Source organism: Pseudomonas graminis (assembly GCF_900111735.1).
Taxonomy (GTDB): Bacteria; Pseudomonadota; Gammaproteobacteria; order Pseudomonadales; family Pseudomonadaceae; genus Aquipseudomonas; species Aquipseudomonas graminis.
In genome coordinates, this window is the sequence record NZ_FOHW01000026.1 from 38,276 (window position 1) to 53,246 (window position 14,971).

Genomic DNA, 14,971 nt, shown 5'->3' on the forward strand with positions numbered 1-14,971 from the left:
AAGCGTTGTAGGTCATTTTCTACGATGCGGTGTAATGCAAGGTTTACGAACTGAAGGGCCGATCCTCGTGCAAGATCATGTTGCATCTCGGGACAGAATGATTCTAGAACCCACCGCCGACAGCACTTGGTTTGTAAGCTGCCGGCGCTGACCGGCAGCTTTATTGGGTGGCTACAGTCCCTCGTTGAAACACCGCTTAACTCTCAGATGCGCACCTGGCAAATCTGATCGAAGCAGATATTCATTCAGTACGACATGACCTTGAACCCCAAATGCATCTGCAACGGAATGACGAAATTCGGGAGTGTTGATGAGGCCTGGAAAACAGCCCACTGCGACACGCTTACCATCCCGCTCCACGAGCAGTGGCATTGATTCGTCCTTAACTGCGGTGCATCGATATCCGTCCAACTCTAGGCTCGCCCGCAGTTGAGACAAAGTATCAGCCTGCTCCTCAGGGGATGAACAGACGGGCTCCTCACCCCAAACCGCATAACGCAGAAGCGTTGCGCCAAGATTTCTATCGAGTCGGTGCTGCAGGTGTTGGTTGTGGAAATGATTCAGGCACTCCGTGCAAGAAGTTTCGCAGGTGCAGGTCTCCAGAAGTTGAATGGTGTCTTCTAGAATTTCAGGCATGTGCCTTGCCGCTATTTCGGCATAGCCAGCACCACCCGCGAGGGTGTCGTATAAGAAAACCTCCAAAGTCCGAACGCTATCTTGCAGGGCAGGTTCAATCCTGAAGCCTGAACCAAACTCGGACGGATCCAAGTCAAGCTGCCTGTGGCGACTCGCGGCGAGCCTAAGAGCCTCAGCAACTGAGTGCAGGGCATCCTCAAGCATCTGCAACACCACGACGTCCACCGTATTGGTGGCAAGCGGTTCGGCAATTTTGAGCCTTAAAAGTAACAGGTCGGTCTTGAAATCATGCCCAAGGATCACCTTCGCGAACTTTCCGGAGCACGTGAGGGGAGTGCCTTTTGGCCCGAGCAACTTATAAGGCCGGTCATGAGCGCCGACTTGGGATTGCTGGTCGTAAACCGAGGCATGTCCGCATTCAACACATACCGAAAAACCGCCCTGCTCGGCGCCTTGCCTGCCTCGGTTAACCGTCACCAATGTCTGGTCGGTCGCATGCGTGTAGCTGGCATTAGGTCCGCAATCCCGGAACGAAAAGTTTTCCGGGTCCACCGCTTGGGGGAATTGGGCCATTGTGGCGAAGGTTATCTCCTGCTCACGATCATCCTCTGGCAAATCATCAGCTCGCTCAGGGCCAAAAACCTGCGGCAGAATCATCTGTTCCTCTGTTAGCTCGCCATTGCATACCGGGCATACGCCGCCATTGCCTCCGAGCTTGTTTGGATTTCGGACAAAAGAGCAGGACTTGCAGTGGACATGGAGCTTGGCATCGTCGAACAGTGGTATTGCGCGATTGACTGCACTCGTCGGCATATCGGCGAACACCCCGCCTGATCGATAGGTTTTTCGATCGATCACGATAAGTCGTCCCGGCGCGTATTCGCTCAACGCTTTGGCGATCGATTGTTGCGGCCGCTGCAGTGTTTGAACCTCCGGCATTCCAGTGCCTCTCACAATCTTTTCGACCAAGAAACTGCACAGGCTGGTGGGGAAGGCATAGCTTGGCAATAAGCCGTGAAAAAACAAAAACTCCAACAGCTCTTTCTGCTCGATCACCGGATCGAGAGTTTCTCCAACCGGATTCTCCTCATCGGCGTCTAAATCAGTTATCGCAACCGTTTCCCGTGGGAGCTCTGCAGCTAAATCGCGCAAGCTCTCTATGAGCGATTCGGCGGTATTTTGCAGCCATTCAACCAAGCTGAGGCCACGGGTGTCCAGGCTCGGCGGAAGCCACGCAATGACGGATGTTTTGAGAGGCGCATTAGCGTCGAGAACATTCTTTGACACCCATGATTCAAAGCTGTGTAGATTCAGTTCCGTATTTGCGCTCCCAAAAAAGAAGTCCTGCGTGGAGCCAAGCGACTTTTGCAGCAGGGATGTCTTTTCGACGGAAAGGTTGGGCGTTTGAGCCATAACCTCATGAAAAAACGTCTGAAACAGATAAGCGTGCACATGCCTGCGAGCAATCTTCGCGTTATCCACTTTGATTTCTGGAGTACGAGGCGGTCCAGCGACAATGTGTCTTGGATTTAAAAAGTAGTGACTATCGTGTGGCCCATTCTGCGAGTAAGTCACAACTGTGGATACGGAAGAACCGCGACGTCCTGCACGGCCAGCGCGCTGCTGATAGTTCTCGCGCTGTGGCGGCACGTTTCTCAGAGCGACAGCTACTAACGAACCGATGTCCACACCCACCTCCATAGTGGTGGTACAACTGAGGACATCAATTGGGCGGTCCTTAGGATCGATGAGAACATCCTGAAATCTTAATTCGTACAGTTCCGTGGTTGCATGGACCTTGCTCCGGTCACGGTTTGATAATTGCGCGGTATGCTCCTCCACACTAAGGTTAGACAGCCGCGCTCCTGGCTGAAGCGCCTCCCACACCGGCCGCCGCCAGAACCCCTTCCGCGCATTCACGTAATCACTCGTTGCTGGATCGACCAGCACAGCAGTATCACTGCCGCACGCTAGGCATATCTTCCCGGCCAATGCGAAGGACGTTAGAGCGGTGCATTGAGAGCATTGCGCCCACACGTGATCCAGATCCACGACCAGAGCTAGAGAGTTTGGAGATAGGAACCAGACGCCGCTCTCATCTTCTGCCAGGTGTCTGCAAAACGTCGCCTCGATGGAATCAAGGGTTGTGCTCGTGACGCCAAAATGGGCCATGAGGGAAGCCCTGAGTGGTTTGTCAAACTTGCCGTTACTGCCCCAAGGTTGCTTCGGATACCCGGCCGCCTTGTAGCGATAAATCGGGTCGATTGCCTTATCAAACGCAAAATCCTGTAGTAATGACTCGATCCAGCCTACGGCCAGCGCGCGAAGGTCTCCATCCGATAGCAAAATCCCTGCGGAGGTGAGGTCTTGTCCTATTTTTTTAAGTTTCTGGGCCGCGGGTTCTACGAAGCCCACCGTTGTTCCGGAGAGCGAGTAGTAACTGCTACAGAGCAGCTTTAACAAAGCGATCTTGTATCTTGAGGGTGTTTCCTGCGGCACGGAGTTTTGTTCAAAGGCCTCCGCTAAATCCCCATCGCAATCTCGCTTGAAAAGAGCGATCGCACTTTCAACTTTCTTCGCATCGTTACCATCGAATATTGGCAGATCAAACTCGGTCAGGACCGCCAAAAAGGCCATGTACAGCACGGAAGAAGGTCGCGGCTCTTTAGGAAGGCTGCGTAACTTATTACAAGCGAATGCTATCGCTTGACGAAACACGTCTAATTCGATGTCACGTGGAATATCTCGGGCAAGCCTCGCGGCTTTCTGTCGCCCGTCAGAAAAAATCAGGACTTTACGGCCAGCGTTTGGGTATCGGGCGTCTGCCATCCGGCTCGCTGGCTGTCTTGCCATCTGGGTGCGAACCAAAGTAATAAAGGGAGCTTCACCCTTGGTAACGTGGTCCATGATTTTGGAAGGTTCGCCTCTGGCGTTTCTGATCCTACGGGTGCAGACAGGACAGTTGTCAAAGGTAATGTTATCGCCAACAGGCGTTTTATCTGGTACGCGGACCTTACGAAATCCCAAGCTATTTTCCGGACAGACATCTGTAAGGACGCCAGTCGCCATATGCAGCCACTTTTCGATATGTCGGCTTCTCGGGTGAGTAGTTTCCTCGACGAATATATCGATCGGCATAAGCGTAGTTACTCCACCGTCCGACAGAGGGCCACTTGGCTGGTGCCATACAAACTTCATGTCCTCGCTAACGTAGCCACGAACGAATGCTGCGCCGCAATCTCGATGGGTGAGGAACTCAAAGACACGCGCTCTGGAATCACAGTTGCATTGCGTCGAAGATTTCGTTTGGAAGCGACCAAGAGTTGTTGGGCCGTTATGATCGGCAAGCCGGCTTGAGCAGTTAGGGTCAACACATGCATAAAGCCCAGGCAAGCCTCGATGAAACAGATGAAGGCGAGTCGGCAAAAGCACCCGGCCATCTGAGCGTCTCTGCGCATGACTCCCCAAAGCAAGAAGCGCATCAGTTGCTTTATCCGCCTGTTGAACGGGGCAATCACCGAAAAGCTTACGGCTCAGGGCGTCCAACTGCTCCGCTTTACCTGACACTAATTCAATCAGCTTCTCTAACGGCCCGAAGCCGGTAAGATTTTCGAACAACCAGTCCCTTAGAGCCGCATGATCATTACCGGCAAATGACTTCCATCCAACCCGATTGCCTAGATCAAGGGCTGCGGCCGTCGCAGCCGGAAAATTATTGGCGATACCTTGAAATGCATCCAGATCGAAATCCGCCAGCGCTTCGATCTGATCAACAGTAACGGAACGCTCATTCGACCGGGGCTCATGCGTACCTAAGATTACCCGGAAGCGCCGCGATGACTCCTCGAGCAACCCTGTAAGATCGCGGGCAAAACGCTCACCGTCCATTGCCGCAGTTTCACCGTTGCCAAGGCTCGCACTTGTCAAAATGCACCGCATCCGCTCCCGAGGAATATCGAGACGGGCGCATAGACGACGGATCAGAAGTGCGACTTCGGCACCGCCAGCACCTCGGTACATGTGAGCTTCGTCAAGGACCAGGATGAATTCATTCCGTTCATCGCTCTTCAACCAGTCTTTTGTTTGCTCGAAGATGTCACGCTCGATGGGCCGCATGAGCATGTATTCGAGCATGGAATAGTTAGTGACAAGCAGCTCAGGGCATCGGGTCTGCATCTCATCACGAGTCATCAGTTCGCGATCGCCCGGTTGAGTCTTGAGGCGCCCCTTCCAATTTTTTGAAATGAATTCTTTGCCCATCCGCTTTCCGGACGCATAGGTTTTGGTCTGAACGGAGTCATCTCCGTAGAAGCCAACCAAATCCTTGCTCGGCCATCGTCCGATACGAGCTAAATCATGCTGAACTGCTGGAACAGTCGCGACTTTTTTGTAGAACTGTTCGAACAGAGGTTTGATGAAGCGCTCATCACGATCGGCTGAGCGCCGACCGGGGTATGGCGTTCGACCCGTGTAGCTACCGAAACGGATAGGGGTGCTCCTGCCCTGAGCCAGGATACCAGCTGCATCCGGATTACCCAGGATTCGACGGATACGCGCCATCTGGTCGTTGACCAGCGCGTTCATGGGATACAGCAGCATTGCTCTGCAGCCAGGCATCGCGGCAGAGTCCGGACGCTCCTCTCCCTCGACCGCAAGCGATCCAATAACGGGCATCAGAAAACTTTCAGTTTTACCTGAACCAGTACCCGTCGCGATCACAAGGTCCGCGGCTTCCTCCCCCAGAAATGCAGCCAATGCCTGAGACTGGTGTTCATAAGGACGGGGGTACAAACCGAGGCCCATTACCGAAAGTTTGCTCAGCGCCGATGCTGCGGCTTGCGGGATCGGAAGAGCATCGTAGGACTCCCCTATTTTATAGACCTGCGTCGCCTCAACATAAGGGGTTTGAGCAATGGTTTCGTTCGCCAGCAAGAGCGCGTGGCGTTCTCTGACCAAGCCTTCGTCCCGAATATGGTACTGAGCCTCGATATATTGCCTCAAACTGTCGGCTAGTCCTTTTGCTGTTTCATGTACACCAGTCGACTCAGCCGTCATGGACGTCCCACTCATCAGATCCCTCCTTCCGCGCCTTGGCGCTCCACCAAAACAATGCCCAGTCCATCGAGCGCGCTTCGCACGATAGGTAGTGCTTCAATAGGTATTACATGTTGTCTCAAGCCCGGATGCGCACCTGCAGGCGCGGCCATTTCCCAACCAATCAGCAGAGCCTTGGCTTCAGCAGATGGCAGCCGGCGGTACAGGCGTAACCGGACAAATCCTTGGTATGTCTCGGCCTCCACTTTTGTGGGGCGGCCAGCCTGTTGGTCCAAATAAAAGCGAAGCCGTCTGGCATCCTGCGATTTAATGGACGCAAAACGTTGCAGCCGCCCGCGATAGAAGGCCCCCACAAAATATGAAGTCATCGTCCCGGTTGGATATTTGGCCAAAAAAGTCCCTTGGGCGTTGAGAGCGCCCGGAAGCGCAACCCATCCCCCATTGAGGTAAACCATGATCTCTGCCAACTCGTCGATAGGGGGACCAAACCGCTCGCTCGCCTCATGAATTAATCTGGCTGACCAAACCTCAAGCCCTTCCATCGGGGCACCTATCCAGTCACTGGCGTCGCAGATATCCAGCCACCCCTCGCACATGGCCTTGGCGACCAGCCGCGCTCGGCCACACGCGCGGGTCTGAACACCGCGAGGGAAAGCCTGAGAGGGACCTCCTCCGACTATGACTACGTCGCTGGCTGCGGCCCTGATTGCCAGGGGTTTAGGGGTTAACCATCCATTTGCCACCCTTACCAAATCCCCCAACTCACCTAGACTGTTCAAGACGCTCAACACCCCGGGCCGAGCCTCAGCGTCTTCCGAAAGGTTCGGCCAGATTGGCGAGAGGCGTTTGCGCACGAGGCTAGTCAAACTCAGCGATGCGGCAGGCTCCCAAGGATCGTTATCTGCCAAGGGCAGCGAGCACATATAGGATGCAGCCCTCAGACATTCTGAGATCGCCGAGATGCGCAGCCCCTCCCCATTCACTTTGCAGCCGATTCCGGCGGCGATGACCCTCTTGGCGTCATTGTCGGAGAGCGCCTGCCACTTCATCTATGCGTCCTCAAGGTGAGAAGACTCAGCTTGCTGCTGAGCGAGAATGCGCTCCGCAACGGCGGCGATATTCTCGAACGGACCACCAGAGGTTTTTGCCCAGGGGCAGGCCCAGAACATGAGCATCGAGTGCAAATCACCTCCCTCACTACCGCCGGGCGTAGACCTCAGTTGTAGATAAGCTCGATAAGCACTTCGAGTCCAAAGATTGCCGGGGTTAAAACTCGACTCGTCGAGCAACTCTTGTAAGTCAGGAATCAGACTACTCGGCGTTTCATTGCTGAACCCCTCAAGCTGATCCCACGATTTGCTCCTCAAACAGCCATATTTCAGGCTCGGCAGCCTCGAAGACACTCCTCTCATTTGCAGGCTATCTGTATTGATAACAGGCCCCAACTCGGCAAGAGTGCCGCCGTCCGGGAATGCCGCAGGTCCCTGCGCCCAAGAACTGATGAGGGCCAGGCTGTGATTGGTAGCGATGGATAACTGGCGGCGAGTGACAACGTCTCGGATCGCAGTGCCATATATCTCGAAAGCGGATCGGTTAGCGCCCTTCAACAGCAGACAACCCGAGGTGCCGGCAGCTTCGTCAAAACAGTCACTCGCCGCCTCCTCCGAAATAAGTCCGACCGGCACTCGCCACTCGTGAAATGTCGGCCCCCCCACTGCTGCCGCTACGGCATCTGCTACGAAATCGGCCAGTGATCCTGAAAACTGAATCATCTGTCCAGACGCTAGCCCAGCCACAACAACCCGAGCAACGGATATCGCTGCCCCTTTTACTATTCCACTTGCCTGGAGATTGCATGCGATAAGTTCACACGCGTTTTCGACAGTACGGATCTCGACAATTGGCCCCTGGGCTTCGACCTCTAACAAACGAACTTGCTGCTGCCCGTGGCCCGACCCAGAACCCAACTTGTTCAGGTTGGTCTGCAGGCTCTCCATCCGTTCAGATAGCACTGCCACCGCTTCGGCGGATTGAGCCCAGTCAGGGGCTTGCAGATTAATCTGGTCCACCAGACCTTTGAGCTCCAAGACCTGAGTTGAGGCCTCATCCCAAATTGTGGCTTGGTCAGAAAGCGCGTTTAGTTTCTGCGTGGCGAGCTCGACCCTGTCATCCGTAGACGCTAACGCCTCCGTATTTTTTCGTCCCACGTAATCAAGTGCCTGAACAGCTTCGGCTAGTTGCTCAGTGAGCTCAGCGGACGTATTAAACTCAGCGCGTAGATCGGCAGCCTCGCTAACCGCCCCCTGAATGCGTACGGAAACGTCTTCGACATTTTTGAGGAGCGATGACATTGCCGATTCAAGCAACTCAATGTGCTCAGCAACCTCCTCCGCTGCCGTTTCGGCAATCTCGAAGTAGCCTTCAATCTTGTCCAAACGCCCTGGCAAGCCATCGATCATTCTGTCGCGGGCAAGGGTGGACTCCGGACGAAATCTTCCCAATGCTGCTTGCGTATCAGCATGATCGGCAAAGCCACTGAACGCGATTAAGCGCTCCAGGATCTCCCGAGGGGCGTCCGGAAACTTGTTCGCCATCGTCTCAATGAAGATTGGAGCTGCGTCGGCTTGCGGAGCAGATCGGTCACCTGCGGGAAAATCTTCACCTAACCGATTTATCGCCCAAGCCACCCAGAAGTTAGCAAACGTTTTCCAGTCTGCATCTCCCTTCTGACCGCTTTGGGGATGGAGAATGTGCCCTATAAGACGTCTCTGCTTCTCTTTGAACTCAGGAGGCGAGCTTCTTCGGAATCCGGAGATAGGAGGCTGGCGGTCGTAGTAATTCTTTCGGTAAGTGTGCGGGACCTCCTCAATAAACTCAGCGATTTTTGCGAGTCCAAATGCAGAGATACGCTCCCTTGCTTCTTGGCCATATTGGTAACTCATGACGAGACACCTTCCCCTGAATGTGTGACTTCAAATCCACTGGCGAGGATTTCCCTCGCGAGGACCCGGTAGTTCGGCAATAGCGCTGACTGAGGTTTAGCGGCGTAAAAGGCCAAGACCAGCATGGCGTCGTCCGCATTCCCTCCCATGGGCCCACTACCTAGCAGTTGAGATAGAAAGCTGCGCACTCTTGACCGCACAGAGTGATTCAGCATTAACGGCGCCTTGCTGATTAGCGGGGACTGGACTCCCATACAACGCAGCCGCCCAAACCCTCCAAACTCAAGATCGACATGGGATGAGGAGTCGCGGAGGCGTTCAAGAACGGTGCAATGCGCATCATTCGGTAACAACCGCTGGTGCGAACTATGGGGAGCCAGATCGTCGCCTGACGACAGCTCGACGCTAATTGGCGTTGCTCCAATTTCTGAGTGAAGTCGACCAGTCGCACCGGGCGGCATCGCAAGATAATCGAGCGTCATCTGCTGCAGTCGCACCAACTCTACGAGCGCTTTGCACTTGCGGGTACCAAAGGGCACGATCAAGTGCACGCCCTCAGGTGAAGTGAATGCCATTTCTAGTCCAGGGAGGTCCAAAGTCGTTCTTGTCTTCAGTGTTCGGAAGAAGAATTTCTCAGCCTCGGAAGTCTCTGATTTGGCGACCCGAAAATGCTCTTGACTGCCCGGCGTCAAAGTAAATAACGCGGGCGATCGTTCGACTCCTATCGCGGCAATCCTGTTTGCGCCGCCAAAAACGAGCATACTTGGCCCTGCGTCTTGCGGGCCTACGGGCATCATATTGGCAGCGAGTATTAACGAACTTGAATCGATACATTCGATAGCGTTGACGCTGGCGTTTCTCGCTAGGAAAGGCCAGACAGTGGTGATGCTCGGTACCGGTGGATTGACTATAAGCCCGGTAAAAGCCTGGAGCCAATCTGTGCATTCCTCGGACGGATCTTCAGGAACGGTAATTAGAGCGAGGCTCCAGCCTCTTCTACTTTGAAACCTGTCTGGAACAAGCTCACTCGGAAAATCGGGGAACACAGGCTCTTTCCACAAGAGAGCATACGTCTCTGCCCCTCTGAGCTCATGTGCCCTGGGAAATCCCATCGCGTCGCCACGCCCCGAGGCCGTGAATACCGCAGCTCCCAAGGATGGAAGTCCACGGCACTCACGCTCTACGCTCTCGACATAATATCGATCCGGTTGGCCGTCGAATGAAACGATCCGAAAATTGTCCGTTGAGAGCTCGGCCGTGATCCGGGAACCACTGGCCATCCCCAGCATGTTGATGTTCTGTAACCTGCCGCCCACATCGACTGTGATGGTGCCATTGCACGCGCGGCACGACGGCAGGGTCAACTCCAGATACCAAGCCGCCCGATTCCTTCCTTTGTCAATTCTTAGCCGAAGCTCCATCCGCCGCTTGGTCAGGACGGCAAAGGCACCACCCGGCAAGTTCTGTCCGTATAGACCTGGCGCAAAGTTTTCACATTGGGCAGTTCCTGTGCCGGGCCAGTGAGCAAAGTATTTTTTGCGTTTGAGCCCAGCGCGATGGCTCACCCTAGCTTGGCAAATTGGGCAGCTATAGAATCCACCACCAACCACGCTTTCAGCCGACTCGACCTTATTTGTTATCTTGTTAACGGCATAGTCCAACGCAGTTCCCCTTGCGTCTCTAATTTCGGTAGGTCGAGCCGAATGCCTTCCCCAACTCCATCTGTGTTCGGAGTAGGTGAGCTTGATTGCCAAATAAGTCAATCAGATCGCTAGACTTCCAGTACTTGAAATCCGGCACGTTTTTGCTCCGCGGAATGACCCATCGATCTAACGCCATATCAGCGATCTGTTCAACGGATTGAAGAGAACTTACGTCTGGCTGACCTTTTCCGGTGTGCAAAATGCTGACCGCATTAGAGGCGAGTTGGCATATAAAAACTTCGCGTTGAATGCCATGGCGCATCAGATCGTCTTTAAAGCCCAGAGCTGCCAAGGCTGCACGGGTGGTCCGCAACCGCCAATTCGGCCCTTGTCCGTACGCGTGCTGGTCTGCGTAGGTATGATCGATATAACGCAGATAGTCTCGCAACTCGGTGAACAGCCAGTCGGGGATATGAAAATGCCCCCACCCCCCGGTGTATCCTATCGACTTAAGGTATTCCGTTCCGTTGAGCTTCAGCCTGTTGTACACCGAGGACCGCCCCATCGACGAAGTCGTGACGATCGCCATCAAGCGAGCTTTTTTTTCTTGCTGCGAGATGATGCCCGTGGAGGCACCATACGTCTGCGCGAAATCATCATAGAGATCACGACTGCGGAGCAGACAGGCAACCAGCTTACCGCCCAGAAGCGAGTTGTACGGAGGAATAGCTCCGAGCACATACGCGTCCATGATGTTCACCAATCTGGCGCCACGATCGTGCGTGTTCCAACCGATGAACTTGTCCCGCACGCCTAGGTTGAAAACTGGGTCACCGATGGCAATGATGCCCATCAGCTTTCCATTGCTCTGGTCCCAGACGAGATAACGAAGGCGGCGCCCGAATCCGTTAGAGACAGGCACTGACCATGACAGTGCAGCTAGCCTAAACAAGTCGCTTTGCCAGGTGCTAGATGACACGCGCTCCAAAACCGGCGAGATTTTCTCTGGATTGACGTCTAAGCCCGATGCGAAATAGTGCATCAGTTTGCCGCTTTTCTTGGTGACAAAATTTTCGCTGGCGATGAGACGCTCTTCGCGTTGAGCACTGTGCAGAGTGCGGATAGCGTCCTTGCCATTCCCTGGTGGACGCAAAGCGCCCTCATCGGTCTTGGTGAACCCTAGGAAATGCAAGTGCTCACGAAGCTTTCGCTTAAGGTTCGCTTCGCGGAGGTTAACGCCGATAATGATCGCGTCGCCTTTTTTAGGCATGTGTCGCTTCCTGCTAACGGTTAATCCAATTGAGCCTAAGAAGCCGAATACATCGGCGGTCGAGGTAACGGATATTCACTAAAACTCGGGGCGGTTAACCCGATAAATACAACCATTGGAGCTGCCTGGCACCCTCGCCGTTATTTCCCGCCAAAATACACGTGATGGGCGTGCGGCATGAACTACCTAACCACACTCCTAGACCAATTTGACTCACAGATGCTCCAGCCGAAGACGGTCCTGTGCAGCGCGCGCGGATGGTACATGCCGCACGGTGCCTTATAAAGTCAAAGCGCCGCGCCTGCTGTCGAGACAGGAGATTGGCATCCCAGTGGCCTTCTAGGCAGCCCATACCTGACCAGCTTTTGTGCGGCACCGGTAGCCGTCGATAAAGAGCATGTGCTGAACAGGAAAAGATGGATCCAAACACAATTGAGCGATTTGAGCGAGAAACATTTCAGCTCGTTCTGAGTGATGCGATCTCTGGATCCCGCCCCGAGGTAATCTCGCCCCGAAACGAGCCTCGCATTAATTAGTGAATAGCGGATCTACTGTCACGCCGATAAGGGTTCAACGACGGCAAGCGCTGCGTCAACCCATCCTGACCGGCGAGCAGAAACCGCAAACCGTCCGCCTGGCCGATCGGCTGGGCCGGAACAGGAGCGGAAGCTCAGCAGAGAGGCATGGGCTGGGATTGCAGTGAGTGTGCGGCTAGAGGAGCCATCCGTGACTGGAACTGGAGGACTGAGTTCGCACTTTGGCGACCGCGCCGGCTCTAGCTGACTGACGGACGGGAAAGCTCTCTCAAATTCCCCGCCCGCGCAAAACCTATTTCCCACTGCGCCCAAAAGCCCCTCTTGAGACTGTGTGCCCCGCTATCGCGCGAGGACGCTCATGAAACTACCACGCCCCACCCGAACCAATCTGACCCTAAGCCTGTGCCTGCTGACATTGGTCGGCACGCTGAGCTACCAGCAATACCGTCTGGCGAATCTGACTACAGCCATCGCCGGGACGGCAGGCAAGGAATCCCTAGACGCCATCCAAACAAAGCTTGAGCAGTTCGACGAGCGATTCGCTGCCGTCGACCAAAAATACCTGACGAGCAACGAAGACTTCCGCTCAGGACAGCAAGCCCTGTCGAACCGACTGGATACGCTTGAAGGCTTAGCCAACCAGGTGGGACAGCGAGTCGAGCAGTTGGATCTCACCTCTGCTTCAGCAGAAGACATCGTCATTATTAAAGCCAGCGTCGACAGCGTAGCTGCACAACTCAAAGACCTGCAGCTCCGCCAATCAAACTCCGCAAATGCAAAGCCACCCTCGCCGGCGTCTTCAACCCAGAAAGCCGCGTCCCGGGCGAAAACCAAGAAGTCGGCCCCTCACCCACCCTTTGACGTGATCGGTCTCGAACACCGGGGCGGGCAAGAGTTTCTCGCCATTGCCCCAATCGGCAGCAATCAACTAAGCCAGATCCAGTTGGTCCGGCCGGGTGACGGGGTCAGCGGTACCAGCTGGAAGCTCCAATCTGTCGACAGTGCTTCGGCCAGCTTCGACGTTGCCGGTGTTTCGCAAACCATCGCACTCGCGCGTTAGGACTCCCGTATGAATTCTGCCAAGAACTTCAGCCGCCCATTGCGACCACTGAGCGCCCTCATTGCCGCAGGATGTTTAGCCTGGTCGCTGCTCTCCCCGCCCGTTTTCGCCAAGAACGATAAGATAATCAAGCCCACCATCAGCAATACCGTTGAATGGCAAACCGCGAAAATCATCGGTACTCCGAACGGTGGTGACGACTGGGGGTTGAGCCCGCAAGAGTGGCTCCGCTACCAGCAGCTAATGCAAGGGCCGCGCGGGATCTACTCCCCAGGCCTCGATCCGCTCACAGCCCTTGGAATTGAAGCCAGGTCAGCAGAAGAGCGCTTGCGATATGCGGAGCTGCAAGTCCAGGCCGAACGGCAACGTGTTGATAAGGAGCTGGCGTATCAGCGCGCTTACGACCAGGCCTTCGCGCGTCTGTATCCCGAAGAGAAAGTCATCCAGATCTCCTCCGCTCAATCATCGCCGGCAACGACGCAAACGATCCTGAGAAGCGACGGACGCTTGGCCGTATTCGTAGAAGAAAACTGCTCCGCTTGTGTGGCCCGGGTTCAAGACCTTCAAACCAGGAAGCAGTCTTTCGATCTCTACTTTGTCGGCGGCCAAGGCGACGACGAACGTATCCGCCGCTGGGCGATTCTCGCCGGCATTGATCCCGGTGGAGTGCGGTCCAGAAGGATCACACTGAACCACGACGATGGCAGATGGCTTGGTCTTCGGCTGGGTGGAGAGTTGCCAGCGATCGTGCGTGAGGTGAATGGCAAGTGGCAGCGTCAGTAGTTCGGGCTGTGCTAGTCAGCACCTTGATTTGCAGCGCCGCCCCGGCCCAATCCGGTGAGGTGCCACCACCGGCGTATCAGTCAATAGCGATCCCGGAGGGTGTTCCGTCGGAGGTCCTGTACGCCATCGCACTGCAGGAAAGCGGGACGAGAGTTCGCGGCCGCACCATCCCATGGCCTTGGACGTTGAATGTAGCCGGCACGGGTTACCGGTTTGCCACCCGCAACGATGCCTGCCGCGCCCTGCAGATCGCGATTGTCAGCGTGGGGCCAGCTCGTGTCGACGTCGGGCTCGGCCAAACCAACATGCGCGCCAACGGGCACCGTTACACCGAGCCTTGCGAAGGTCTGGACCCACACAAAAACCTCCGCGTGACCGCCCAGATTTTGGCTGAACAAAAAGCAATAGCCGGAAGCTGGATTGCGGCAGCCGGCCGTTATCACCGTCCCGCAGGTGGTGCGCCCGCAGCCCGGTACCGGCGTGCATTCACCAAGCATCTCAGCCGCGTTACCGGCATCAATTTGAAGACGGAGACCCCATGAAACAGCTACCCAGCTTCTGCATCTTAATAGGCCTAGCTTTCACAGAAATCTGTACCGGCGGTTCACTAATCGTGGTCGAGGACCGGGGTGGTTCCTCCGCGCTGCCTTACTACCAGGATCTGGTACCGGCCCCGTCTGAACAGCAAGCACAGGATCCGAATTTAGGCGTCCGAGGAACCGGCGCGTTTCCCGTACGCTCCGCCCAACTCACACCTGGCACAGTTCAAGGCAGGGTGATCAATGCTCCAGGGCTTCAACCCATGTTTGTGGTCGGTGACGACGATCTGTCAAGGTCCTGGCTCATTCAACGCCAAGAACATCTGCAGCAGATGCAGGCGGTCGGTGTGGTGGTCAACGTGGCAAATACTGATCGCTTCGCCGAAGTAAAGAGCTGGGCGAAGGGTTTGGAGATGGTCCCAGCGCCTGGCGATGATCTGGCTTCAAGACTCGGGATAAACCATTACCCGCTGCTGATTACTGCCACCGCTATCCAGCAATAGGGGG

At 55.2% G+C, this 14,971-nt stretch carries 9 protein-coding genes; 4 read left to right on the forward strand and 5 right to left on the reverse strand.

Features of this window, described 5'->3' with window-relative positions; genetic code table 11:
- Nucleotides 1–171 precede the first annotated feature (171 nt).
- Genes BMY98_RS18435 through BMY98_RS18455 form a run of 5 tightly spaced genes read right to left on the reverse strand, consistent with a single transcriptional unit; the run spans nt 172 to nt 11,546 of the window.
- The gene (locus BMY98_RS18435) at nt 172–5,691 is read right to left on the reverse strand and encodes a DEAD/DEAH box helicase (protein WP_245760091.1); all 5,520 of its coding nucleotides are present in this window, start codon (nt 5,689–5,691) and stop codon (nt 172–174) included.
- A gap of 14 nt (nt 5,692–5,705) precedes the next feature.
- Complete coding sequence (locus tag BMY98_RS18440) at nt 5,706–6,740, reverse strand: hypothetical protein (RefSeq protein ID WP_074891541.1); 1,035 nt, start codon at nt 6,738–6,740, stop codon at nt 5,706–5,708.
- Nucleotides 6,741–8,633, reverse strand: coding sequence for a hypothetical protein (locus tag BMY98_RS18445; RefSeq protein ID WP_074891543.1), 1,893 nt, complete (start codon nt 8,631–8,633; stop codon nt 6,741–6,743).
- Complete coding sequence (locus BMY98_RS18450) at nt 8,630–10,294, reverse strand: competence protein CoiA family protein (protein WP_074891546.1); 1,665 nt, start codon at nt 10,292–10,294, stop codon at nt 8,630–8,632. The genes BMY98_RS18445 and BMY98_RS18450 overlap by 4 nt, the downstream gene beginning before the upstream one ends.
- Nucleotides 10,295–10,313: 19 nt before the next feature.
- Nucleotides 10,314–11,546 carry a Druantia anti-phage system protein DruA gene (locus BMY98_RS18455; RefSeq protein WP_074891548.1) on the reverse strand — a complete coding sequence of 411 codons (1,233 nt, stop codon included), beginning with the start codon at nt 11,544–11,546 and terminating at the stop codon, nt 10,314–10,316.
- Between the two features lie 894 nt (nt 11,547–12,440).
- Here BMY98_RS18455 and BMY98_RS18460 point away from each other — a divergent pair.
- From BMY98_RS18460 to BMY98_RS18475, 4 genes are read left to right on the forward strand one after another with little or no spacing between them, the layout of a single operon-like run.
- On the forward strand, nt 12,441–13,142 hold the full coding sequence (locus tag BMY98_RS18460; RefSeq protein ID WP_074891550.1) for a hypothetical protein: 702 nt from the start codon (nt 12,441–12,443) through the stop codon (nt 13,140–13,142).
- 9 nt (nt 13,143–13,151) lie between these two features.
- Nucleotides 13,152–13,925 carry a TIGR03759 family integrating conjugative element protein gene (locus BMY98_RS18465; protein ID WP_139214533.1) on the forward strand — a complete coding sequence of 258 codons (774 nt, stop codon included), beginning with the start codon at nt 13,152–13,154 and terminating at the stop codon, nt 13,923–13,925.
- Nucleotides 13,910–14,467, forward strand: a complete 558-nt coding sequence (locus BMY98_RS18470) for a lysozyme family protein (RefSeq protein WP_074891552.1) — start codon at nt 13,910–13,912, stop codon at nt 14,465–14,467. The genes BMY98_RS18465 and BMY98_RS18470 overlap by 16 nt, the downstream gene beginning before the upstream one ends.
- The gene (locus tag BMY98_RS18475; RefSeq protein ID WP_074891554.1) at nt 14,464–14,967 is read left to right on the forward strand and encodes an integrating conjugative element protein; all 504 of its coding nucleotides are present in this window, start codon (nt 14,464–14,466) and stop codon (nt 14,965–14,967) included. The genes BMY98_RS18470 and BMY98_RS18475 overlap by 4 nt, the downstream gene beginning before the upstream one ends.
- Nucleotides 14,968–14,971: the final 4 nt, after the last annotated feature.